This window comes from Desulfotignum phosphitoxidans DSM 13687 (genome assembly GCF_000350545.1).
GTDB classification, from domain to species: domain Bacteria; phylum Desulfobacterota; class Desulfobacteria; order Desulfobacterales; family Desulfobacteraceae; genus Desulfotignum; species Desulfotignum phosphitoxidans.
The window spans coordinates 1-24,876 of sequence record NZ_APJX01000012.1 but is presented as its reverse complement, the minus strand read 5'-3'; the positions used below and the strand labels follow the sequence as shown (position 1 = coordinate 24,876).

20 protein-coding genes and 1 tRNA gene are annotated in these 24,876 nt (G+C 53.2%); 9 read left to right on the top strand and 12 right to left on the bottom strand.

Annotated features, from left to right (window positions below):
- Positions 1–10 precede the first annotated feature (10 nt).
- Together recC and recB are read left to right on the top strand one after the other, a co-directional pair.
- Complete coding sequence (gene recC, locus DPO_RS19945) at positions 11–3,352, top strand: exodeoxyribonuclease V subunit gamma (protein WP_006968182.1); 3,342 nt, start codon at positions 11–13, stop codon at positions 3,350–3,352.
- Positions 3,349–6,945 (top strand): exodeoxyribonuclease V subunit beta, encoded by a 3,597-nt coding sequence (recB, locus tag DPO_RS19940; RefSeq protein ID WP_006968181.1) that lies wholly within the window; start codon positions 3,349–3,351, stop codon positions 6,943–6,945. Before recC ends, recB begins: the two co-directional genes overlap by 4 nt.
- Here the strand turns inward: recB and DPO_RS19935 are convergent.
- Genes DPO_RS19935 through DPO_RS19925 form a run of 3 tightly spaced genes read right to left on the bottom strand, consistent with a single transcriptional unit; the run spans position 6,929 to position 9,103 of the window.
- Positions 6,929–7,867, bottom strand: coding sequence for a DMT family transporter (locus DPO_RS19935; protein WP_006968180.1), 939 nt, complete (start codon positions 7,865–7,867; stop codon positions 6,929–6,931). The genes recB and DPO_RS19935 overlap by 17 nt on opposite strands.
- On the bottom strand, positions 7,867–8,343 hold the full coding sequence (gene tsaA / locus DPO_RS19930; protein ID WP_006968179.1) for a tRNA (N6-threonylcarbamoyladenosine(37)-N6)-methyltransferase TrmO: 477 nt from the start codon (positions 8,341–8,343) through the stop codon (positions 7,867–7,869). The genes DPO_RS19935 and tsaA overlap by 1 nt, the downstream gene beginning before the upstream one ends.
- A 31-nt stretch (positions 8,344–8,374) precedes the next feature.
- Positions 8,375–9,103 carry a superoxide dismutase gene (locus DPO_RS19925; RefSeq protein ID WP_006968178.1) on the bottom strand — a complete coding sequence of 243 codons (729 nt, stop codon included), beginning with the start codon at positions 9,101–9,103 and terminating at the stop codon, positions 8,375–8,377.
- 170 nt (positions 9,104–9,273) lie between these two features.
- On the opposite strand from DPO_RS19925, the gene DPO_RS19920 reads away from it, so the two are divergent.
- Genes DPO_RS19920 through DPO_RS19910 form a run of 3 tightly spaced genes read left to right on the top strand, consistent with a single transcriptional unit; the run spans position 9,274 to position 11,317 of the window.
- Positions 9,274–10,257 (top strand): amidoligase family protein, encoded by a 984-nt coding sequence (locus tag DPO_RS19920; protein ID WP_006968177.1) that lies wholly within the window; start codon positions 9,274–9,276, stop codon positions 10,255–10,257.
- Complete coding sequence (locus tag DPO_RS19915) at positions 10,230–10,898, top strand: gamma-glutamyl-gamma-aminobutyrate hydrolase family protein (RefSeq protein ID WP_040012142.1); 669 nt, start codon at positions 10,230–10,232, stop codon at positions 10,896–10,898. Before DPO_RS19920 ends, DPO_RS19915 begins: the two co-directional genes overlap by 28 nt.
- The gene (locus DPO_RS19910) at positions 10,895–11,317 is read left to right on the top strand and encodes a YqaA family protein (RefSeq protein WP_006968175.1); all 423 of its coding nucleotides are present in this window, start codon (positions 10,895–10,897) and stop codon (positions 11,315–11,317) included. The genes DPO_RS19915 and DPO_RS19910 overlap by 4 nt, the downstream gene beginning before the upstream one ends.
- Here the strand turns inward: DPO_RS19910 and DPO_RS19905 are convergent.
- The 7 genes from DPO_RS19905 to DPO_RS19875 all read right to left on the bottom strand — a co-directional run bounded on the left by DPO_RS19905 (position 11,301) and on the right by DPO_RS19875 (position 19,149).
- Positions 11,301–12,614, bottom strand: coding sequence for a CDP-alcohol phosphatidyltransferase family protein (locus tag DPO_RS19905; RefSeq protein ID WP_006968174.1), 1,314 nt, complete (start codon positions 12,612–12,614; stop codon positions 11,301–11,303). The genes DPO_RS19910 and DPO_RS19905 overlap by 17 nt on opposite strands.
- A gap of 120 nt (positions 12,615–12,734) precedes the next feature.
- Positions 12,735–13,460, bottom strand: a complete 726-nt coding sequence (locus DPO_RS19900) for a UPF0280 family protein (RefSeq protein WP_006968173.1) — start codon at positions 13,458–13,460, stop codon at positions 12,735–12,737.
- On the bottom strand, positions 13,453–14,622 hold the full coding sequence (locus DPO_RS19895; RefSeq protein WP_006968172.1) for a deoxyguanosinetriphosphate triphosphohydrolase family protein: 1,170 nt from the start codon (positions 14,620–14,622) through the stop codon (positions 13,453–13,455). Before DPO_RS19895 ends, DPO_RS19900 begins: the two co-directional genes overlap by 8 nt.
- A 13-nt stretch (positions 14,623–14,635) precedes the next feature.
- Positions 14,636–15,493, bottom strand: coding sequence for an Mrp/NBP35 family ATP-binding protein (locus DPO_RS19890; RefSeq protein ID WP_006968171.1), 858 nt, complete (start codon positions 15,491–15,493; stop codon positions 14,636–14,638).
- Between the two features lie 54 nt (positions 15,494–15,547).
- Positions 15,548–16,306: a LolA family protein gene (locus tag DPO_RS19885; protein ID WP_006968170.1), complete on the bottom strand. Its 759-nt coding sequence runs from the start codon at positions 16,304–16,306 to the stop codon at positions 15,548–15,550.
- Positions 16,303–18,156 (bottom strand): tetratricopeptide repeat protein, encoded by a 1,854-nt coding sequence (locus DPO_RS19880; RefSeq protein WP_006968169.1) that lies wholly within the window; start codon positions 18,154–18,156, stop codon positions 16,303–16,305. Before DPO_RS19880 ends, DPO_RS19885 begins: the two co-directional genes overlap by 4 nt.
- A gap of 27 nt (positions 18,157–18,183) precedes the next feature.
- Positions 18,184–19,149, bottom strand: coding sequence for a sigma-70 family RNA polymerase sigma factor (locus DPO_RS19875; RefSeq protein WP_006968168.1), 966 nt, complete (start codon positions 19,147–19,149; stop codon positions 18,184–18,186).
- Between the two features lie 158 nt (positions 19,150–19,307).
- Here DPO_RS19875 and DPO_RS19870 point away from each other — a divergent pair.
- The 3 genes from DPO_RS19870 (at position 19,308) to DPO_RS19860 (ending at position 21,783) form a co-directional block, all read left to right on the top strand.
- Positions 19,308–19,384: transfer RNA gene (locus tag DPO_RS19870), tRNA-Arg, on the top strand.
- 151 nt (positions 19,385–19,535) lie between these two features.
- Complete coding sequence (locus DPO_RS19865) at positions 19,536–20,570, top strand: STAS-like domain-containing protein (protein ID WP_006968167.1); 1,035 nt, start codon at positions 19,536–19,538, stop codon at positions 20,568–20,570.
- A gap of 7 nt (positions 20,571–20,577) precedes the next feature.
- On the top strand, positions 20,578–21,783 hold the full coding sequence (locus DPO_RS19860; RefSeq protein ID WP_006968166.1) for an MFS transporter: 1,206 nt from the start codon (positions 20,578–20,580) through the stop codon (positions 21,781–21,783).
- Between the two features lie 12 nt (positions 21,784–21,795).
- On the opposite strand, the gene DPO_RS19855 is transcribed toward DPO_RS19860, so the two are convergent.
- Together DPO_RS19855 and DPO_RS19850 are read right to left on the bottom strand one after the other, a co-directional pair.
- Positions 21,796–22,575 (bottom strand): class I SAM-dependent DNA methyltransferase, encoded by a 780-nt coding sequence (locus DPO_RS19855; RefSeq protein WP_006968165.1) that lies wholly within the window; start codon positions 22,573–22,575, stop codon positions 21,796–21,798.
- A gap of 181 nt (positions 22,576–22,756) precedes the next feature.
- Positions 22,757–23,374 (bottom strand): class I SAM-dependent methyltransferase, encoded by a 618-nt coding sequence (locus tag DPO_RS19850; RefSeq protein WP_006968164.1) that lies wholly within the window; start codon positions 23,372–23,374, stop codon positions 22,757–22,759.
- Between the two features lie 680 nt (positions 23,375–24,054).
- On the opposite strand from DPO_RS19850, the gene DPO_RS24765 reads away from it, so the two are divergent.
- Positions 24,055–24,789 (top strand): IS91 family transposase, encoded by a 735-nt coding sequence (locus DPO_RS24765; RefSeq protein WP_083912095.1) that lies wholly within the window; start codon positions 24,055–24,057, stop codon positions 24,787–24,789.
- Positions 24,790–24,876 lie beyond the last annotated feature (87 nt).

Below are 24,876 nucleotides of genomic sequence, written 5' to 3'. Positions count from 1 at the left end.
GTAACGATTCGTGCTGAACCTGGTAAAAAGCAATCGCATGGAGATCCTCATACAGGCCCTGGCCGAGGTCACGGCCCGGGTGCCGGAAGATCCTCTGGCGCCGGAATGGATCTGCATCCAGTCCCGGGGGATGAAACAGTGGATCTCTCTGGAGCTGGCCCGAATCCGGGGCATCAGCGCCCGATTGAAATTTCTGTTTCCCGCAGACCTGATCCTTTATTTTCTGGACCGACATCCGGATCAACCCGTGCTGGATGTGGATGCCCTGGTATGGGCTGTGTATGCCCGGCTGGACGATTCTGACCCGGATAGTCCACTGGCACCGCTGGCATCCTATTTCAAGTCCGATGACACCGGGAAAAAAAAGATTCAGCTGGCACAAAAGATTGCCGCGGTGCTGGATGACTACCAGGTGTACCGCCCTGACATGCTGGTGAACTGGGAAACCCATGGCACGTTGCTGCATCCGGAAAACCCTGACGAGATCTGGCAGTCCCGGCTGTGGCAAAATATTGTATCTGATTCCAGGGCCCGGTCGTTTCCCGGGCAGATGGCTGCCCTGGTCACGGCCGCTTTGGAAAAAAAATTGCCGGCTCTGCCTCATCAGATCTGTCTGTTCGGGCTGTCTTCCGTGCCGCCGTCGTTCATGAACGTGTTTTCAGCACTGGACACGGATGTGTTTGTGTTTTTGCTCACCCCGTCCAACCAGTATTTTTTCGATATGGTTTCCCCGGGCCAGATGGACCGGATGGCCCTGAAAAACCGGGATACGTCCGGCACAGACCCTGAAGACGCGTACTGGGAAATCAGCCATCCCCTGCTGGCGTCTATGGGCCGATCCAGCCGGCAGTTCATGCAGCTGCTGGAAACAGAACCATACCTGGAGCCGTTTGACGACCTGTTTGTGGACCCGGCAGCCGACCCGGTTGCAAATGCAGGCCCGGTGTCCATGCTTTCCTGTCTCCAGTCCGACATCCTGAACCTGACTTTCCGGCATCCTGAGGGAGACGCGCCACCGGTGGCCGTGTCTTTGGATGACACATCCATCCAGGTCCATGCCTGCCATTCTCCCATGCGGGAGGCCCAGGTGTTAAAGGACCTGCTTCTGGACACACTGGCCCGTGATTCAACCATCGCGCCCCATGACATGATTGTCATGATGCCGGATATCGAGGCCTATGCCCCGTTTATCGAAGCGGTGTTCTCCCGGGAGCCGGCCATTCCTTTTTCCATTTCCGACCGGCGGCATAAAACCGAATCCCCCACCATTGACGCGTTTTTAAAAATTTTTGCCATGAAAGGCTCCCGGATGGCGCAATCGGATGTTATGAGTCTGCTGCAATGCCCGGTCATTGCGGAAACCTTTGACATCGCCCCCGGAGATATCAGAGAATTGACGGACATGGTGCACCGGGCCGGTATTCTCTGGGGCATGGATCCGGATCATCGCCGGGATCTCACGGGAAAGGGTTTCAAGGAAAACACCTGGCAGTTCGGTTTTGAGCGGCTGTTTCTGGGAATCGCCATGCCGGCTGCACACGAAACACTGGTGAACGACGTGCTGCCCTGTTCGTTTGCCGAAGGCACCAATGCCGTAATTCTGGGACAATTCGCCCATTTCTGCCATACCCTGTTCCGGCATCTGGACACGCTGGATGCGCAGTATACCCCCGGACAATGGGAACAGGTGTTCACCGCCCTGATCCAGGAAATGATGACCCCTGACCTGGAGCGGGAACCGGATTTCCGGTTTTTGTATCAGGTATGCCAGGATCTGACCCGGGCCGCGGATATCGCGGGATTCACAGGGAAAATCGGTTTTTATGCGGCCCGGGACCTGGTGGAGAACAAACTGGATCAAACCTTTTCCCGGGGTGGATTTCTGACCGGGGGCGTGACATTCTGCAACCTGGTGCCCATGCGCAGCATTCCTTTCAAGGTCGTGGCGCTGATGGGGATGGATGAGGCCGCGTTTCCCAGAAAAATGGTTCCCAAAAGTTTTGACCTCATGGCCGCTTATCCCCGGCCCGGAGATAAAAATATGCGGGATGAGGACCGGACCCTGTTTCTGGAAACCATGCTGTCGGCCCGCAACCGTCTGATCATCACCTATACGGGCATGGGCATCCAGGACAATGCCCCGCTTCCGTGTTCCGGCGTGGTGAGTGAACTGGCCGATGTCATCCATGCCGGTTTTGTGTTTCCTTTCGGATATCAGTGGTGGATCACCCATCGGCTGCACCCGTTTAATCCGGCTTATTTTGACGGCACCCCGGCATTGTTTTCCTATTCAGAAGAGCAATGCCGGATTGCCCGGTCCCGGACCCACCGGAGATCAGACACCCCCCGGCCATTGTCCCCAGATATGGACGGGCCCGGCGCAATGGACCAGGCATCGGATTTGCCAGACCCTGTTTCGGAACCGGACACCGTGTCGTTACAGACATTGTGCCGGTTTTTCAACCATCCTTTGTCCATGTTTTACCAGACCACACCAAAGATCGTGTTTCCGGAAGCGGAAGAACCGCTGCCGGACCGGGAACCCTTTCAGGTATCCGGTCTGGCCCGGTATCAGCTGGGGTCCTGGATCCTGGAAAAAGAGCTGAACCTGTCCGGATATCCGCTGGCCCGGGCCGGGGGGCAGTTGCCGCTGGGAAACCAAGGGTGTCTGGCCTGGGAGAATCTGTTGGAGACCACCCGTCCCATCCAGGCCCTGGCCGCAAAACAGGTGCCGGACACGCCCCGGGATTCGGTGGCCGTGGACCTGGTTGTCAACAAATGCCGGGTTCAGGGCCTGGTGTCTGATCTGTATCAGGAAGATAAGGGCGCGGTTCGATGCGTGACCGAGTTCGGCCGCATTCATGCCAGGCGGCTGGTGACAAACTGGATCCTGCACCTGGCCGCAACCCTGATGATGCCAAACACCCCCGTGACCACCCGGATCATCGGCACCGACCCGTTCCGTCGCCAGTCTGTGGGAATGCAGACGTTCACCCCCGTGGGAGAATCGGCCCGCCCATACCTGGAACACCTGGTAACGCTGTATTATCAGGGCCTGACCCGGCCCTGGCCTTTTTTCCCGGACACGGGCCTGGCCCTGGCCCGGGCCCTGGCGGAAAAAGAGTATGATCTGCACGATGATGTATTGGCTATGGCCATGAAAAAAGCCCGGCCGGCCTGGTTCAATGCCCATACCCAGACGGGTGAGAAAACAGACCGGTACACGGCCATGTGGATGGAACATTACCCAGATCCCCTGGAAACACTGACGCATCTGCAAACCTCAGGCATGGTGGATCACAGCCTGGCCGTGTTCAAACCCCTGCTGGCGCATCTGGAGTCCGGCGCATGAATCCATTGAACCCGTTTGATCTGGATCTTCAACAGACCACACTCATCGAAGCCAGTGCCGGCACCGGCAAGACCTATACCATCACCACCCTGGTGACCCGGCTCATTGCCAAAGGATATCCCATTGAATCCATTCTGGTGGTGACATTCACGGAAGCGGCTGCCGCAGAACTCAAACTGCGGATCAGGGACCGGCTGTCCCGTGTTCTGGCCGGCATGGGTTCGACCGGTGCCAAACCGGCCGAAGATTTGTCTGATCCATTGATTTCGTTTCTGGCGGCCCAGCCGGATCCGGATCAGGTGCGCCGGCGCATCCGGCTGGCGTTGACGGATTTTGACCAGGCAACCATCATGACCATCCATGCGTTCTGCCTCCAGACCCTGACGGCCCACGCCTTTGAAACGGGCACGGCCTTTGACATGGAACTGATGAAAGATGCATCCGGATTCTACCGCCAGGTGTGCATGGATTATTTCATGACCCGGATCAATGACCTGGATCCCCTGATGCTCCGGTTTCTGGCCAAAAAAAACCTGACCCCGGAAACCCTGGGCCGGGCGTTGAAGCCGGCGGTGTCACGGCCCGGTCTGACCCTGATCCCGCCGGATCCCGGATTTTCGAATGTGTGTGATGCCTATCGACAAACCTGTGCCCGGGTGGGGGACCGGCTGGAAAAACAGATTCAGGAGATTATCGATATGATCCGGCTGGATCCGGGCCTGGACAAACGCAGTTATTCCGCCAGAAATGTGCCCAAATGGCTGGAATCAGTCCGGAAAACCCTGGAAGCGGAAGGGGACAATGCCCTGTTTGTGATGACGGAAAAAGGGGATCCCCTGTACCGGTTCTGCTACACCTGCCTGGAACAGAAAACCAAATCCAGTGCCCGTTGTCCGGTGCATCCATTTTTTGATGACTGCCAGACCCTGTATGATCTGTACCAGGTGATGGAAGCTGATTTGCTGGCCATCCGGCACGCATTTCTGCCGTTTTATCATCAGGCCCTGGCTGAATTGAAACAGCAGCAGGGCCAGTGCTTTTTTGACGATCTGGTGCATGACCTGGCCCGGGCGTTGACCCCAGGTCCCGGCAGCCGGATGTTGATCCGGGCGGTTCAGGATCAGTATCAGGCCTGCCTGATCGATGAATTCCAGGATACAGACCCGGACCAGTACCGGATTTTTGCCACGCTGTTTGCACACGCACCGTCCCGGTTCGGCGGCAATCGGCCGTTTTTCATGATCGGTGATCCCAAACAGGCCATTTATGCGTTTCGGGGCGGTGATATTTTTGCGTATCTGTCGGCCAGCCGCCACTGTGAGCAGCAGTTTACCCTGGAAAAAAATTACCGATCCTCCCCCGTGCTGGTCCAGGCGGTCAATGACCTGTTCTCAGCCGGGCCTGATCCATTTGTTTTTAAAGAAATCCCGTTCAACCGGGTGGGAACCCCGGAAACCGCCGGCCACGGGCTTATGGATGACACGGGATGGGTCCCGCCCCTGGGGTTTGATTTTTTATCCCGGGATCATCTGCCTTTGGACAAACAGGGATATGTGACAAAAGACACGGCCCGGCGGATGATTCCGGATCTCGTGGCCCAAAAAATGTTGTCGGACATGACGGCCGGGCTCACGGTAAAACATAAAACCGGTAACCGGGCCCGGATCGATTTCAAAGACATGGCTGTGCTGGTGCGGACCAATCAGGAGGCTCAGGATATCCAGGCCGCCCTTTCAAAAAAAGATATTCCCTGTTATCTGTCTAAAACCGGATCTGTGTTTGATTCGCCCCAGGCCATTGCGCTCAACGATATTTTATGGGCCGTGTTCCGTCCGGATCAGGTGGGATTTGTCAATGCCGCTTTGACCTCGTCGGTGTTCGGGTTTGATCCAAATGATCTGGCCGGACTGCCGCAAACTAAAGTGTGGCAGTGGCAGGACCGGTTCAGACACTGGAAAACGATCTGGGAATCCCGGGGGTTCATCCCAATGATCCAGGACCTGCTGCATTGCAAAGAAGGGCTCCTGCATCCGGAGTCGGTCATGGATGACCGGGGGCTGACCAATTTTTACCATCTGGTGGAACTGGTCTCCCAGACGGCATTGCGCCGGCATCTGTCTTTGTTTTACCTGCTCCAGTGGTATCAGACCCAGCTGTTTGCCGACACCCGGGAAGAAACCGCGGATGAGCTGCGTCTGGAAAGCGACCGCAATGCCGTGGCCATTGTGACCATTCATAAAAGCAAAGGCCTGGAATATCCCATTGTATATCTGCCGTATCTCTGGTCTTCTCCCGGGCCTAAAGGGGGAGACCCGGTTTTGTTCCATGACCCGGACAATGATTTTCAGCTTTGTTTTGATCTGCGGGGTTCGGGATTCCAGGGGGCGGATATTCAAGGGTTGGATCGATCCATTGACCGGCATGATCTGGAGGCGCAAGCAGAGCAGCGCCGGCTGCTGTATGTGGCCGTGACCCGGGCCTCGGCCATGTGCCGGATTTTCTGGGCCGGGATCAGTGGGGTAGGGGCTTCCGCCTTAGGCAGCCTGATCCATCCCCAGGGCTGTGACACGGATGCACATATGATCCAGGATTTGACCGCCCTGGCCGGGGAGATGCCGCACATTTGCGTGCAGATGGTGACACCCGGTGAGGCCGTTCCGGCAATGACTGAAACGGTGTCCCCGGTGATATCCCTGGCCCCCCGGTCTCTGGACCGGCCGGTCCGATCCGGGTTTCAGATCACCAGTTTCAGCGCCTTGGTCAAAGGGGGGCCCGATGCCGGAGGCCCCGGGGAACGGCCAGGCGGGAGCCGGGATGAATGGGTATCAGATGACGGGTTGCCGGATGCGGATGCCGGGCCGCCCGTGGATGCCGGTGACCGGGACGTCACCCCGATCCGGCTGAGCGGGTTTCCCAAAGGGGCCGGGGCCGGTGATTTTTTTCATGCAGTGCTGGAAAACATGGATTTTCAATGGGATCCGGCCCGTGTGTTTGCCGGTGTGTCTGCGTATCTGCCCCGGTTCGGATTCTCCCGGGAAAGGTTTGCCCATCCAGTGACCGCAGCTATCCAGGATGTGATCGCAACCCCGCTGTCATCGGGAAAACACGGATTTTGCCTCAAAGACATTGCCATGTCCCACCGGATGACCGAAGCGGAGTTTCTGTTTGATGTGACCCGGCTGGACGGATTTGTGCCGGCGGATCTGTTTGCAAAGACCGTGCGATGGAAGGCATATGCCAAAGCATTGCAGAAATATGGTTCAAGCCGGTTGTCCGGATTCATCAAAGGATTCATCGATCTGGTGGTGCGGCATGACGGGAAATATTATCTGGTGGATTATAAATCCAATTTTCTGGGGGAGGCGTATGAAGATTACAACAAGACCGCCATCGAACAGGCCATGGAAACCCATGACTATGTCTTGCAGTACCACATCTACACCCTGGCCCTGCACCGGTATCTGTCATGGCGCATGAAAAACTATGATCCCAAAAAAGATTTCGGGGGCGTCTTTTATCTGTTTATCCGGGGCATGCATCCGGACCGGCCCGGATCCGGGGTGTTTTTTGATTCCCCTAACGTTTGTTTCTGAACCGGGATTTTTTGTGATGGGTGACCAGCGGGGCCACGGGCGCGGGTTTTTCCTTGAAAAACGAGATGACCAGAAGACCGGAAAAAATAAGCAATGCCCCGATCCCGGTGATCGGAGTGAACACTTCCCCCAGCAGTAGAACCCCTAAAAAACATCCGGTCAAGGGTTCCACCAGCATCAGCAACGCCGTCATGGACACGGGCACCACAGACAGCCCTTTGGCCAGCAGCAAATAGGCCGCAGCCGTGGCCACCAGCCCGAGATACAGAACCACTGTCATGCCGTGTGCGGTCATCACCGGGGAAAGATCTTCGAACAGCAGCAGCCGGGGAAGCACCATCACCGCGCCCACACTCAAGATAACGGCAATGCCTAAGATGGGCGAATGGTCTGCCACCACGGCTTTGCTGCCCACCAGGGACACGGCATATCCGAATCCTGCGCCGAATGCCAGAAAAATACCCGTGGTGTCCACCTGCACCTCACTGCCGGCCACGCTCAACAGCACACACCCGGAAATGGCCAGAAAAGATGCGATAAACCAGGTCCGGGTCAACCGCTCTTTTTGAAACACAGCCCCCAGAAGTCCGGAAATGACCGGTGCCATGCAGATGGCCACAATGGTTCCCAAAGCCACGCCGGTTCGGGCCACGGCTTCAAAAAAACACAGCTGGAACATCACGATCCCGGAGGCCGCAACCAGGGTGGGAATGATGGGAGGCCGAAACGTGGATAATCGGACGTTGCCGAAAATCAGGGCCATGAGCAACAGGGCCGGCCCCCCGATGATCAGGCGCAGGGATCCGATGGTGGTGCTGGATATGCCGGCCGGTGCCAGGGCCTGGGAGGTGCCTGTGGTGCCGAACAGCACCGCGGCAAAGATCACCAGCAAAAACCCCTTGGTCAATCTGGGTGTTTCCATTATTTGAACCGGCTGTCCGATCGCCTTTCCGCGACTTCCTTTTCGCTGGCCTGCATCCACCCGGAGGTGCTGTGTTTGACTGCGTCGAATTTCTCCATATAGGGCTTGATATCCAGCAGGGGGGTGCCGTTCAGCACATCGATATCCAGGACGTGCAGCAGGTTCCCCTCAATTTTTTCCAGCCGGACAATGGAGATGCCGATGTGGTTGGGCCGCAGCGGGGAACGCGTGGCATACACGCCCCGGGGCTGCGTATCCATGAACGGCACCACGGTCAGTTCGGTCCGGGTTGTTTTGTGGAATGAATAGATCAGGTAGATGTGACTGAAACCGTCCAGGTCTTCAAGTCCGGGTTGAAAAGCCGCATCCACCTGTATCTGTCCTTGGGTGCCGGCAGCCCCTTTGGGCTGAATGGGCATGTCTTCGATGTTTTGAAACGGCGTATGGATCACGCCGATGGGTGTAATGGGTTGCATGACTCACTTGATTTTTTATATTGTTTACAGGTTATAATGCCGCGTTTTTCAGGGCGAATTCCCAGTTGATGCGTTTGTCCAGTAAGGCTTGGACATAAGCTTTTCGCTGGTTCTGATAGTCCAGATAATAGGCATGTTCCCACACATCAATGGTGAGCAGCGGGGTCATGCCCATGGTGAACGGTGTTTTGGCATTGCCGGTGTTCACGGCTTTCAAGGTCTTGTTGTCTAAAACCAGCCAGGCCCAGCCACTGCCGAACTGGGAGGTGGCTGCATCAAGCAGTGCTTGTTTGCAAGCGTCCACGCTGCCGAAATCCTCTTTTATTTTGCGTGTCAATGCGGCCGGGGGGTCTCCTCCGCCCCTGGGGCTTAAGCTGTGCCAGTAAAAGGTGTGGTTCCATATCTGGGCCGCGTTGTTGAAAATGGCGGTGTCATCCGGTTTTCCCGCAGTGTTTGTGACGATCTCATCCAAAGACAGGTCAGCATACGGGGTGCCGGTGATCAAACGGTTCAGGTTGTTTACATATCCCTGGTGGTGTTTACCGTAATGAAACGACAAGGTCCGGGCGGAGATTACAGGAGCCAGGTCCGTGTCTGCATAGGGCAGGGGCGGCAGCACATGGGAAGCAGCCGCAGCGGCAAATGCGGCCCGGGGCAGTCCGGCCAGGGCCAGGGAAGCGGCGGCACCGGCGGAGAGGGTCAGAAACGTGCGGCGGTCCATGCGGGAATTGTCCGGTTGTTTTTTATCCAATGGTGTCATAATAATCCTCCATTTGGGTCTGATGATGTTTGACAGGTTCTGTATAGTATCATCGGGATATGGATATGAACAAGTGGTTTCTTTCATGTTTTGATTGACAAGACAAAACCGGATTGCCTATTTTAAAGATGAACCCCTTGACCTGAAAAACGTTTTGACCCAGAGATGAAATGAAACAGCCCTTATTTTATAAATTGCCGTCCGTCACCCGAACCCAGAAGGGTGCTTTGCGACAAGTGGGGTTTGAGCTGGAATTCACAGGCCTGGATCTTGAGCAGACCACCCGGGTGGTGGAAACGGTGCTGGGCGGCACCCGGGTCCGTGAATCGGCGGCCGCCTGTGTGGTGGATGTTCCGGATTCAGGGGAATTCACCATTGAGCTGGACTGGGATTTTCTCAAAAGAAGAGCGGCCCGCCAGGAACCTGATCGAACCGGGGACTGGATCGATCTGCTCAGCCAGGCAGCCACATGGCTGGTGCCCATGGAAGTGGTGTGCCCGCCCATAGCCATAACCAAGCTGGACCGGCTGGAACCCCTGATCAAAGCCCTGCGCCGGGCCGGTGCCCGGGGCACGAAAGACTCCATGATTGCCGCGTATGGCGTGCATATCAACGCCGAGGTGCCGTCGGTGGATGCCGATGTGGTGCTGGCGTATGTGCAATCGTTTTCATTGCTGCAATGGTGGCTGGTGGATGCCCATCAGGTGGATATCGCACGGCGCATCAGCCCCTATGTGGATCTGTATCCCGAAGCCTATTTGGAAGTACTTTTTTCATGTGATAAACCCGATTTCAAGCAGATTGTCGCTGATTATCTGATTTATAACGCCAGCCGGAACCGGGCCCTGGATATGTTGCCCCTGTTGTCCTGGGTGCATGCCGGCATGGTTCAAACCGCAGTCGCAGATCCGAAAATAAAGCCCCGGCCCGCATTTCATTATCGGTTGCCCAATTGCCAGATCGACCACCCGGACTGGTCCCTGGCCCGGCCCTGGAACTTGTGGTGGGTGGTGGAAGAACTGGCACAGCGCCCGGAGGATCTCACCATGCTCAAAGAGCGGTTTTTGTCCATGCACCGGCCTTTGATCGGGGTGAACCGCACGGACTGGACTGTCTGGATGGATCAATGGCTTTGCGACCACGTGTCGGCGTAACCGGTTCGGCCCGGCGCTGGGCCCCGGCCTGGTGGTGTACGAAAACAGCCCTGTATCTGGCCGGAGCGTCTGCCATGCGCATCAGCACCCGCCACGGCAATGCCGATGAAACCCTGGATGCATTGATTATCGGGGGGGGCAATGATATTTCCCCGGAACATTACGATGGGGATCTCACCAGCCCTGTGGTATATGATCCGGACCGGGATCTGCTGGAAATCAGATGGATCCGGTATGCCCTGCATCACAAAATCCCCATGCTGGGCATCTGCAGAGGGGCTCAGCTCATCAATGTGGTGCTGGGCGGGAACCTGCATCAGGACATCCGAAACTTGAGACACCTGACCTATAATCGGCCGGGACTGCTGCCCACCAAACAGGTGAAAATCGAACCGGACACCCGCCTGGCGCGTATCTGCGGCAAACACAATCTCCGGGTCAACAGCCTGCATCACCAGGCGATCCGAAAACCCGGCAACGGACTTCATGTGGTGGGCCGGGATCTGGACGGCATTATTCAGGCCGTGGAAACCCGGTCCGGCCGGAAGATCATCGGGGTGCAATGGCATCCCGAGTACCTGTTTTACCTGCCGGCCCAGTTCGCCCTGTTCCAGTGGCTGATTCAAAAGGAATGGCTGTGATATCTGTGCTGCTGCTCTTTTGTTCCGCGTTTCTGGCCGCCACCATTCTGCCGTTTTATTCGGAAGTGCTGCTGTTTGCTCTGCTGCGCCAGGGGCATGACCCCCATCTGTTGTTTTGGGTGGCCACTTTCGGCAATACCCTGGGGTCTGTGGTGAACTGGTGGATGGGGCGATATCTGTTGCGGTTCCAGCACCGGGCCTGGTTTTATTTCAGTCCGACCCAGATTGCCAAAGCCCAGGCCTGGTTTCAGCGGTATGGGGTCTGGACCCTGCTGCTGGCCTGGCTGCCCATTGGAGGCGACCCCTTAACCCTGGTGGCGGGTATCATGAATGTCCGGTTCAAGGTGTTCATTGTCCTGGTGGCCGTGGGTAAAGGCCTGCGCTATGTGGCTGTGATCTGGTTCAGTGCCTGGTGGTAGATTGTGCGGACATCACTTTCTGGATACACACCCGGCCGATCACCATGTAAATCAACACCGATCCCAGAATGACGCCGCCGAACAATTCCCCGTTCCGGGTTTTCAGCACAAAGGCGATGATCACGATGATGCCTGCGCTGATGGTGTAAAACATGGGTTTGGGCACCTGTTTGAGAATCAGACGTCCCAGATGGGCGAACCGGAGGGTACTCACCATCAGGCCCGTGGTCAAAAGCACCACGGGCCACACATACGGGGCGGGCAGCAGCAGAATGGCACCCAGCAAAAGCAATGCCCCGGCCGGGCAGGGCAGGCCGTTGAATACGCCCGGCGGCAGGTCCGTGCGTTTTTTGTCCACAAACAGAAACCGGATGAGCCGGAATGCCACAGCCGTGATGTAGATCAACGCAAACACCCAGGCCCAGGACTGGCCGATTTTCAACAGCATATAAGCCGGAGCGATCCCGAAACTGACAAAATCCGCGATATCATCCAGGTATGGGCCGTATTTGGTGCCCCCGTGTTTTTCCGCCATGCGGCCGTCAAACAGGTCGAACAGCTGTCCCATGATAATGATGATAACAGCCCGGCCGAATAATCCGTGATAGGTCAACACCAGACTGGCCAGACCGCAGAAGAAATTGAGCAGGGAAAGGATGTCCGCATACAGCCGGTTGGGAATGAATTTAAATACAATGGACGCACCCGATAAAATGACGCAGGCCAACAGAATCTGGTTGCCCATGTGGATGATATGGGGGTTGGCATCCACCAGGGCGCAGAAAATCACCAGGGCAAAACAGATGATGGCCTTGATCTTGCCGAAATTATTGGCAGCACCGGAGGTTTTCATCAGAGTCAAAAGTCTGCGGGCCGCAAACTGGCCGAATATTTCAATGCCCACCAGAATCCATACCAGTTTTACTGAAATAATCCCGGTATAGGCAAACCCCAGCAGCGGCGGCAGGTACGTGAGTTTATCGCATAAAGGATCCAGCCATTCACCCAGCCGGGATACCAGGTTGCATCCCCTTGCCACCAGTCCGTCCACCCCGTCCAGGATGGCGGCAAAGGTGAAAATAATGATGGCCGCCGATTGATAGTCTGTCGCAAAGTACAGAAAAAAACCGGCCATGGCCATGCCGGTCCGCCAGTAACAGATGGCGTTGGGGTGCAGCAGCCACTGATGTGAAAAAACAAAGTCCTGCATGCGGTCTTTTTTCAGCATCCAGGAAAACCAGTAGTAGAAACCGGTCCCGATGGCTGCGGCGATGCATATGACCAATAGTCGTTCCATAGGTGATGATATCCTGATATATGCAGTGTTAAAAATGACAGACTGGGTTTTTTTTACCAGATCACGGCTGTTTTTGCAATGAATGGATTTGCAGATTTGAAACGGCCTGCCGGGGTGGTGTCAGATTTTTACCAGTCGTAACGCTCCCCACAGCCCGATCTGTGTATCCTTGATAATGACCAGGCCCTGGACACCGGATATCTGCTTGCCCGTTTCCAGGACCCCGGCAATATCGTCTCCTGTGAAGACCTGATTGGCCAGACCTGTGGCAACGGCATCCGAAAGCGGGCAGGATTGGGCCATGACCATGACTGCATCGGCTTTGCCAAAGCTTTTGGAATGCCCGAAAGTGCCCGATGAGGTGCAGATGCCGAAAGAACCGGGCTGCCGGGGTATATGAATGCCTGTGGTCAGGCTGAAAGGGGAGTTGCCGGCAAAGAGGGTCAACACGGTGTCGGTCTGGGAGTGAATGAAAATATCTCCCCCGTTTTCCACCACCACCTGGGAAGAAAAAGACAACAGATGCCGGCCCGTATATTCTGCCACAGCCCCGGCCACCGCCGCCATGGGACCCACGTGTGCCGCATGGGCCGCAACGCCCATATTCCGGATGATGGCAGGGGCAGTGTCCGGCACGGTCATGGGTTCCAAGGATGTTTTAAAACCGGGATTTTCTGCAATATACCTCTGGATCTGCTCCCGGCACCGGGTCACGGCCCGGGTGGCCGCTTCGGAAAGGTCCGTGTCGGCCTGGATATGCAGGTTGGTTTCCTGCACGGTGATTTCAAAGGCGGTTAAACCCTGTTTGTGGTGCTGCTGCCGGTAAACGCGGCGGTTGTCAAACATGGTCCACAGGATGGGGCCGCAAATGAACCGGTGCCTGGCGGATAAAATAGGAGTCCGTCATGCCGGAGATGAAATCCCGCACGATTTGGGGCAAAGAATGGGTGTCCCGGTATGTGTCGGACAGGCCGGACAAAAATTGTGTAAAAATGACAGAGGATGCGCGGTCCTTTTCCAGATCCGTGAGATACTGGTGAAACAGATGCGCATAAATGGTATTGATGGTTCCTAAATGCTGCTTGATGGCCGGGTTTTTATAAATATAGCGGTAATTGAATGCTTTCAGGGTTTCCAGGGCATCAGCCACCTCATCTGAAAATCCGATGAACGGCTGATCCAGGCTGGTGGCAATCAGGTCGGTCACCAGGTTGAACACAATGGTGCCGTTGGTGGTTCCCAGAATATGGCGGCAGGTGTCCGGGATCTGCTCCCGGGTGATCAGGCCTAAACGGATGCCGTCTTCCAGGTCCCGGCCGATATAGCTGATGGTGTCTGCCATGCGCACCACACATCCTTCCAGAGTCATGGGGGAAAACCCGATCTGTTCGGTCTCAAGAAACCTCTGGATCATGGTATCTAAATCATCAAACCTGCGGGGTCCATGGGGGAAAAGTTTTCGGACATGGGTTTCGCCGTCATGGCATAACATGGCATCCAGGGTCTGGAGACTCAAGTTCCATCCAGACCCATGGCGTTCGATTTTGTCCAGAAACTGAATGCTCTGGACATTGTGGTGAAAGTATCCGGCCTGGTGTGCGTGGGTGAGCCGGGATAAAAACCGTTCCCCATCATGACCGAAGGGCGGATGGCCGATGTCATGGCCTAAGGCGGCGGCTTCGATCAAATCCTGGTTGAGCCGCAGGTGCCGGCCGATGGTCCGGGCCACTCGGGACAGCAGCTGCACATGCAGGACCCGGTGGGTGAGATGATCGTTTTGGATCAGGGAAAACACCTGGGTTTTATCAATATACCGGGTAAAAGCCAGGGAATTGAGAATCCGGTCGGCATCCTGGCTGAACGCCTGACGGTATTCATTGTCAGACCGGTTTTCCGGATGCCGTCGAACCGCGGCCCTGGAAGGACAGGCCAGGGATTGCAGGGCATTTAGTTCAATTTTGTCCAGAAGCGGCTGCAAATCCCTGGTTTTTTTCAAGCGGTCATTCAAGACAGTCCCTGAATTACAATTGTTTGGTGATGTTGTCCACTACTATGGAAAATGCCTTTGTAAAAGGAGTTTCCTCGTCCTGAAACATAATGGGAACTCCCTGATCACCGGATGCGACCACCCCGGTGTCAAAGGGAATGGATCCCAGAAAAGTCAGGCCAAATTGTTTGGCTGTTCTTTCCCCCCCGCCGTTCATGAACAGATCAATGGATTCGCCGCAATGGGGGCATTTGAATCCGGACATGTTTTCCACAATTCCTAAGGTTTTGAGCTTCACGGTGTTGCAGAATGAAATGGATTTGCGGATATCGGCCAGCGCCACTTCCTGGGGGGTGGTCACGATCACGCCTAGGGCTTCGGGAATGGTCTGTACCACGGTCAGCGGTTCATCTCCCGTGCCCGGTGGGGCATCGATGATCAGAAAATCCAGTTCCCCCCAGTCCACCATGCCCACGAACTGCTGAATCATGCCGGCTTTGGCCGGTCCACGCCATATGATGGCCTGATTCTTGTCCTGCATCAGGGCCTGGACGGAAACGGCTTTAAGATTGTCATTCACCTGCTTGGGAACCAGGCGCTGCTGGTCCGGGGTGATATCCAGCAGTTCGGTCATGCCCAGCATCTGGGCGATGGAAGGCCCGTGCACATCCACATCCATCAAACCGGTTTTATATCCTTTTTTGGACAAAACAGCCGCCAGGTTGGCGGACACACTGCTTTTACCGACGCCGCCCTTGCCTGACAGCACAAAGATCTTGTGTTTAATTCTGGCCAGATTGTCTTTGATCATGGCCTGTTGTTCCTGCTGTTTTCTGGCCATTTCATTATTCTGGGACGACTTCTGGGCTTTGTCTACACTGTCGTGAATCATTTATCTTAATACTCCTTTTAAGAGGTATGTGGTTGAAATCAACACCTATTATGGTCATAATCCATCGGGTGTCAACTGGAAAACCGATTCTTTCACCGGGATATCCGGCCAGAATCGCGTGATGAAGATGCGGACCTGCTGCCCTTTGCCGTCGGCAATGGTCAGATCCACGGGTATCTGCCGGTGGTCCATCCGGTCAAATTCATGGTACTGAATCTCATAGCGGATCTCATCTTGTCTGTTTTTCAGGCGCAATGCGTGAAGCGGCTGGTCTGATGCCAGAAGTAACTCCTGGAATTGTGTTGTAAATTTTTTGTGCAGTTGAATTTGGAGGCGGTCTTCAGAAGAAAACCAGGCATCGCTGAACCGCTGGATGGGAATCTGCCCCAAAAGCACGCGGATCAGGTCGGATAGCTTTAACGGCACACCCGTGAAAGATTCCAGATCCGGATCACTGGAAGTGGTGGTATGGGGTTTGTGCCGGCCGGTGTGAGAAACAAAGGTGACTGTTTTTCCGTCTGCGACAATGGTTTCAACCGGGCTGGCCAGGGCCGTGAACGTGAGCCGGACCCGGTCCGGAGACTGGGCGGCCCAGGCCATTTGAAATGTCTGGACCCCGTTGTTGGATGCCACCCGCAAATGACCGGTTCCTTTGCTGGTGACGATCTCCTGGTTCAAATTGCTGATTTTTTCTGCACATTCATGGGCTTGGGCATCTAAGGCCGGATCGGTCTGGGGGCGTGGGATACCGCATCCGGACAGACAGGCAAAACTCAGCAGGCAGACAAAAAAAAGCGCACACAAAGATTTCATGGGGTCACAGTATCTGAGTTCAGTGTATCCGGGGTCTGTATCTGCTGTTCCAGTGTCCGGATTTTTTCTGTGACTTCAGAAATGAGTTCAGTGTCTGATTCCTTGGCATGGGCCAGGGCTTTATGAAAAGTCTTGAGGGCTTTGATCTTTTGGCCGGTCTTGAGATAGGCATCGGCCAGATGGGCTGCAATGATGGCTTCATAATCGGTGAGTTCCGCGGCCCGTTCCAGATATCCCACGGCTTTGTCGAAGTCACCCTGTTGAAAATACACCCATCCCATGCTGTCTAAAATATACCCGTCGTTGGGTTTGATTTCCAGCGCTTTTCGGATGAGCACTTCCGCGTCATCCAGATGAATCCCCAGATCGGCATAGGTATAGCCCAGATAATTGAGTGCGGAGGCATCTTCCGGGTCCAGACGGATGACTTCTTTCATGGTGGCGATACTCTCATCCTTGAGCCCGGCCTTGTCCTGAACCGCGCCTAAGCGGAACAGCAGCGCCGTGTTTTCCCGTGCGTTTTTCAGTCCTTTGGAAAGCAGGGCCATGGCTTTTTCCAGCTGGTTTTCATTTTCATAAAACGCGGCCAGATAGGTGATGAAATCAATATCGTCGGGCGCCTGCCGGTGATGCTGCTCCAGAAACGCCACAGCTTTTTCGGTCTGGCCGATCTCCCGGTACAGAAAAGCCAGGGTCAACTGGGTTTTTTTGTATTGGGGATGGGCCGGCGAGACCTTGAGATAGTGCTCAATGGCCTGCTTTGGTTGCTCGCTGGATTCATGGGCCAACCCTAGAAAAAAATTGAAATTGTCATTGTCCGGATCTGCCGCCAGCATTCCTGAAAACACAATTACCGCATCTGCGTACCGGTTTTGCGACAAATAAAGATCCACTGCGGTCATCAGCAGGCGGTTGTCTTGCCGGGCCTGATTTCCCAGGTCCATGAACTGTTGTGCGGCAAGTTTTGTTTGCCCGGTCTGGTGATACAACCGGGCGGTTTCCAGCAAAGCCCGTTCATTTTCAGGTTCAATGGTAAGTATCTGTTCATACATGGCAATCAGTTTGTCCGGATCTGGTTTGCCGGCCGGGTTGTCCGGGTCCTGAAGGATGTCCACCAGCCGCAATCGGGGTTCGATCAGATCCGGTTCCAGGTCGATGGTTGATTGAAACGCCTGTGCCGCCTCCGTGTAATTTCCGGAAAGAAAATGGGCTTCCCCCAGATAGAAATGGGCCACATAATAGTCCGGCAAACGGTCCGCCATTCGGGAAAACAGTTCCAAAGCTTCCGGAATCTGCTGGTTTTCCATATAAATTTTGCCCAGCCGCAGATAGGTTTCCCGGTTGTCCGGAGCCAGTTCAAGAATTCGCTCCAACAGCGGCGGCATGGTTTTTTCACGGGTGTCGTCTTTTTTCAGGCGGGCCAGCAACAGCAGGTTTTCCACATTATCGGGATTTTCAGCCACCAGGGATTCCGCCAGAGCCAACGCAGTTTCCTTTTGATCCATGCTTAAATACATCCGGATCAGGTCCCGTTTGAGAAACGACGCGTCCGGATCTAAGGTAATGGCTTTTTCAAGGGCCGCCATGGCGTCATCGATCCGGTTCTGCCGGTGCAGCATTAAAAACGTCAGATAATGGTACCGGGCCGACATCTGTGGGTCCCGGCCCGGAGTGGGGGGGGCGAACGTGTCGTCAGGACAGGAATGGATGGACAATGGCGTGTCCGGAGGCGCCGGTTCAACCGGACACGCATCGACCGGGGCTGCCGGGGTGTGCTGGATCCGGCTGCATCCGGATAGCGTCAAAAGAATCAGCAAAATAAAAAAAGTATGGATCGTTGCCTTGCTCATGGAGAAAGTCACCCTGTATCGGTTGGGTTATAGGGTATGGTCATACATGTCGAAATCAGGCATGTCTTTTTTGAAAAATGTTTTCATTTTTTTTAAAATATTGTTTTCAATCTGCCGAACCCGTTCCCGGGAAATTTTGTAGGTTTCCCCGATTTCCTGAAGGGTCTGGGGGGAATCGGAAAAAATACGCTTTTCAAAAATTTCCATTTCCCGGTCATTGAGGGTGCGTTTGAATTTTTTGACCTTGGTGTGAAGGATGCCTTCAATTTCCTTTTTGGCCATCTGGTCCTCGGATGAATCCGATTCCGTGTTGATGAATTCAATCCGCTCCGTATTGGAGTCGTTTTTCAACGGTTCATCCAGAGACAGGTCCCAGTTGGCCAGGCGCTGGTCCATGTCCACCACTTCTTTTTCAGATACGCCCAGACGTTCGGACAACAGTTTTGGTTTGGGATCGAATCCCTGTTCAATGAGCTGCTGTTTTTCTTTTTTCAACCGGAAAAACAGTTTGCGCTGCCCCTGGGTGGTCCCGATTTTCACCATCCGCCAGTTGTCCATGATAAATTTGAGAATATACGCCTTGATCCAGAAAGAGGCATAATAGGAGAATTTGACATTTTTATAGGGATCAAATTTTTTAACCGCCTGGACCAGCCCGATATTCCCTTCCTGGATCAGATCCAGCAGATTCTGCATCCATACCCGCTGGAATTCCAGGGCGATTTTCACCACCAGCCTCAGATTGGATGTGGTCATGATATACGCGGCTTCCTGATCCCCTTCTTCCTGAATGCGTTTGCCCAGATCGATCTCTTCTTCCCGGGTCAGCAGCCGGTACCGGTTGATTTCATTCAGATAGCTTTGAATGGGATCGGATTTGACCAGTGCTTTGGTACCGGCAGCTCTGGCTTTGGGCACCGGAAGAAGAAAATCTTTTTTGGTTGACCGTTTGTTGTCTGTCTCGGATTGATTCTGATGGGATGTCTTTGTCATTCAATGAACTCTCAAGTCTTAACAGATATTAAAAAAAAATATTATACCATTATCACTTTGAGTATTAAAGTAATAAATTTATTTATCGGGAAGTGAAAAGAAATGCCTGTTTTTTTTCTGGACTTTTTCAGGCCTTTCTGTTAGAAGAATCGATTGTTGCGCCTGTAGCTCAGCTGGATAGAGCAACGGACTTCTAATCCGTAGGCCACAGGTTCGAATCCTGTCAGGCGCGCCAATCAAATCAAAACCTAAAGAGATGGCCACAAGATGGCCATTTTTTTTTTCAAACATACTATTCAAATTATCCCATCATAGGTTGACAATAATCAGTATTTAGGTTTACAATAATTTTGCTTAAGGTTGACAATAAATCACGAGAGGGCCAGATGGCAAGATTAAGAAAACGTGGGGAAACGATTCGGCAGTTCATCCTTGATAATGTTGAACATCATCCTTCCGATATAGTTCAGATAGCTACAGAAAAGTTCGATGTTTCGCGACAGGCAATAAATAAACATATCCGGCAACTGATAGAACAAAAAACACTGATTATGTCCGGACAAACAAAGGATCGCAGGTATGGGCTTCCTCCAATCAAAGAAGTGACAAAAACATTTCCTTTGGATAACACCCTGCAGGAGGATGTGGTCTGGCGGAATGAAATATCTGTTCTGCTTCCCGGTTTCCCAGACAATGTCATTGAAGTATGGAACCACTGCTTTACAGAAATTCTCAATAACGCGATAGATCATTCATCAGGACAAATGGTCACGATCGGCTTCAAAAGAAATGCTGTCAGCACTGAAATACATATCCTTGACGACGGGGAGGGTATATTCAAAAAAATTCAGCGGGAAATGGGGTTGCTGGATGAACGCCATGCTGTTTTGGAATTATCCAAAGGAAAGCTCACAACTGATCCATCACGGCATACAGGAGAGGGCATTTTTTTTTCTTCAAGAATGGTCGATGACTTTGAAATTTTATCTGGGGGCGTATTTTTTTCACATAAACATACCGAAGAATCTGATTGGATTCTTGAGAGATACCAGCCAGGCAAAGGCACTGGGGTTTATATGAAGATGAAAAACAATTCTTCCAGAAGCGTAAAAAAAATTTTTGACGCATACACCACTTCCGAAGATTATGGTTTCAATAAAACGATAGTGCCTGTCCGTCTGGCGCAATACGGAAACGAAATGCTGGTATCCCGGTCGCAAGCCAAAAGGCTTTTGTCACGAATTGATCGTTTTAAAACTGTGATCCTTGATTTTAAGGGAGTCGATTCCATAGGGCAAGCGTTTGCTGATGAAATATTCCGGGTGTTTGCAATGAAAAATAAAGACATCAATCTGCTGCATGTTAACGCATCCAGGGAAGTGGAGCAGATGATCATGCGTGCACTTTTAAAAGCGGATTGATTTTTTGATGAAAAATCAACAGACATCACACGATCTGACATCCGCGTATTTGCCGCTGTTTTTTCTCACCGCCATTTTTTTCATGAATTTTACCATCCGGATCAGCATTTCACCGCTGATGCCGACCATTCTCACGGATATGGACCTGACCGGGGATCAGGCCGGCTCTTTTTTCCTGTTTTCCGCCACGGGATACTGCATTGCCGTGTTTTTTTCAGGCGTTGTCTCTGCCCGGATCATGCACCGGAACACCATTGTTTTGTCTGCCGTGGGAACCGGGCTGGTGTTTATTTTTACCGGATTCTGCCACAGTTTGTCCGGCATGAGGCTGGGAATATTTCTGGCCGGCATGGGGGCCGGGTTGTATCTGTCATCCGGTATTGCCGTGCTCACGTCCACCATTTCCCGGAAAAACTGGGGAAAAGCCCTGGGCATTCATGAGCTGGCACCCAATTTGAGTTTTCTGCTGACCCCGATGATCTGTGAAATGCTGCTTTTATGGATGTCGTGGCGGTATGTGTTTTTTGTCCTGGGCGGGGTGTACATCCTTCTGGGATGGTCTTTTTCCCGGTTTTCCACAATCCGGGATTTTCCCGGGGAAGCCCCGAAGCTTAAATCATTTTATCCTTTGGCAGCCATTCCGTCGTTCTGGTGGATGATGCTGCTGTTCAGTCTGGGGGTTTCCGGCACACTGGGCATTTATTCCATGCTGCCGCTGTACCTGGTGAACGAGCACGGTATTGCGCAAACTCAGGCCAACACCTTTGTGACGCTGTCCCGGGTCGCAACGCTTCCCATGACTTTGGCGATCGGATGGATCACGGATCGGCTGGGCCTGAAACCCGTGATTACCGCAGTCCTGATGTTGAGCGGCATTCTGGTGATATTGATCGGGATTTTTTCCGGCCGCCTGTTGCTGGCTGCCATTTTCTGTCAGCCCGTGGTGGCCATCTGTTTTTTTCCGCCGGCTTTTGCCGCATTGTCCAACATCGGATCCAGTCAGACCCGCAACGTGGCTGTTTCGTTTACGATCCCGGCCGCCTTTCTGGTGGGCGGCGGGGTAATACCCGGCATGATCGGTGTGTTAAGTGAAAACGGGTATTTTTCCGCCGGGTTTGTGGTGACGGGCATTTTGATTCTATCGGGTGCAATTCTGCCCGGGTTCCTGAAATTTTCGTCCCAGGAGGACGGCTACCCGGATGAGTCCGGGTAGCCCATGGGTTTATCAGGCAAATTTGGTGATCATGGATTCAGGAATATCCGCTTTTTTCCTTGCACCGATGGCGTAATAGTACAGAGGTTCGCCTTCAATGGACAGGCGGTGCCGGTACCGTTCCAGATGATAGATATCCATGTAGTTGGAGAAAATCAGTTCCCGGATCATGCGTGAAAATCCGGCATCATCACTTTCGTTAAGAAAGGTTTCCTTGATGTTGAATCCCACCCATCCCGGGGATTGAATCATATTGAACGCCTCGATGAACGCTTTGGTCGGGATATCTCCGAAACCCAAAGCCGCCACCACGGTCAGGCAGTTCAGGGACCAGGACAGGTATTCTTCTCTTTCATCATCCGTCAAATTACAGAAATCACTGATATAATAGGCATCGTACAAATGGGGCCGATCCCTTTCAGTGGCGGTTTTGGCTTCAGGAATGATATCCACGCCGATGAGCCGGGAAACCCCGAATTGTTTAAAGGCATCGCCCATCAGCCCGTTTCCGGCCCCCAGATCCAGGACCCGGAGTTCACTGAAGTTTTCATCAGTCTGGTTGAGGGCGGATTTGAGAATCTGCGCCACTTTTGTGGGGGAACTGCATTTGAGACGGTCATAAAAAATCTGTTCATACAGTCCGGGCATATTATAGATCTGGTCATAATCATGAAACCGGATCTTTTTTTTTTCTTTATCCGGTGAAACCAGATAAAAATAGGCTTCATCCTGGGCCAGACTTCCTGCAGATGCCTGGGGGAATTGAATACGATGTCTTTTCGGGGTTTGCATAGGTCTCCTTTTTTCAGGTTTGTTCAACATCCGCCGGGATACTGTCTGTCGGCGGATTCCTTATTTGATTTTTCACATATCTACATATTTAGATACATTATTTTGCATAATAACATGTCAGGGCATTGAATACAAGGGGGGGATCAGCTGCCCTGCATCGCCATGGCCATATGACTGCGGGTCAGCGGGTCACGGCCGTCCCCCGGTAATGGAACCCGGATATGCGGATGGGGCTGACATACCCGGCCTCCAGCCCCTGGATGGCGAATCCGCTGTCCCTGATCAGGGCCGGGATGGGCCGGTTCAGATGACACCCGCCGGACATTGGTTTCCACAACGGGGTCAGGCGGTCCTGCCACCGGGAAACATCGATATCCGGGGCCCGGCCGTGTTCACAGAAAAGCAGCCGGCCCGAAGGTTTCAACACCCGCCGCATCTCTGCCAGGGCCTGCCGGATATCCGGGATGGAACATAAGGTATAGGTCACCACGATGGTGTCGGCACAGTGTGAGTCCAGGGGAATCTGTTCGCCCGAGCCCGTCATCAGCTGGACGGGGAAGGGCTGCCGGGCCGGGAATTCCGGGATCATGTTCATCAACGTCCGGCTGGGATCGATACCCCACACGCTTGACACGGACTTCGGATCATAGAACGGCAGGTTCAGGCCGGACCCGATCCCGATTTCCAGTACCCGTCCTTCGGCCTGGGGAATAATTTTTTTGCGCTGGCCCGTGATGTCATTGTGGGCGCAGACCCGGTGCATCAGTGTGGGTAGAATGAATCGGTGATACAGTCCCATGGGTTTGCCGCCGTGAATGTATTTTTTTTGTCGTTGTTGATCTCTTTTTCAGGCATTTACATACCATACCCGGGTTTTTAAAAAAACAGAATCATATGAGGAAATGGGAAAGCCCTGCTCATTTGATTCCTGAAAGGCAGGATTTACCTAGTTTTACCTAAAACTGCTAAGGATTTTCTCTGATTGACATCCAGGCATTTCACTGATATGGCTTTTGATGATATCGAAACAATGGTTGCGTTTTTATGGAGTAAGACTTGTTGCAATAAACTTGAGTTTTGACGATTGGAACAAATGCAGATCTGGATTTTTTTTGCCATTTCAAAAATGGAAAAGAGGACAGATATAAAGGTGATAAACATTTCTACACTTCATCCATTTTAGCATGATATACAGTTAGATATTTTTTCGTGAAAGGTATACTGATCCACACAAGAACTTGTTACATTAAGCCTAGTCGGCGGACATCGCCTATTTTAAAGGCTATACAGAATTTTAAACGTTTGAAAAACAAAGCTTTTAAACACCTATGGAGATAACTTTACCGGAGAACGGGGGTCAGCCCTCCCGCAAGAATTTCGCCAGTCATGTCATTTGCAAAAAGACGCAACTGCCACGCCTGTCATAATTCTTGCACCGTGCTGCCCCCTTATCTCCTCTGCTTTGGGCTCCGATAACCTATGACGACGCTTTGCAGCCATACACAACTTCCGGAAAAGCTTCAATCAAGCCCAAACCTTGGTGATATATTCAGGAAACATGGTAATCAATTTCGATCGGTACACCGACTCCATCCACGGCAGCATAAGGTCATGTACGATATTGAGCATTGCCGATGCGGTGAGTTCGGCACCCACTGGGAGGTTTGCGACACTTGCAGCCACATGGAAAAAGGATACAACTCCTGCCGGAACCGCCACTGTCCCGGCTGCAACCATATTGCCCAGAAACGATGGGTTGATGCAAGAATCAATGATTTGTTGCCTGTGTCGTATCACCATTGTGTTTTTACACTACCGCATGAGTTCAACCCCATCTGCCAGTATAATCGGCGAGTCATGTATGACCTGTTGTTTGAAAAATCATCAGAAACACTGCTGGACTTCGGACACAACCCCAAACGTCTGGGCGCCACCATAGGATTTTACGGACTTTTGCACACCTGGGGCGGAAAGATGTGGCAGCATCCCCATGTCCATTTCATCACAACCGCAGGGGGAATCGCCCCTGACGGCCACTGGGTCGAACCAAAATACCACAGCAGTTTTCTGTTCCCGGTAACGGCATTGTCAAACGTATTCAGGGCAAAGTTTCTGGAGGGACTGAAAGAGATCCACCATAAGCTTAAGTTCCCGGACAACTTGAGTTTTCTTGCAGATCCCCAACACCCTTCAGCCCAGTGGCTGTACCCATGAAATCCCCCTGGAATGGGTGGTTTTCTCCAAACCGCCCTTTAAAGGCCCCCGAAGAAGTGGTCAAGTATATCGGCAGATACACCCACC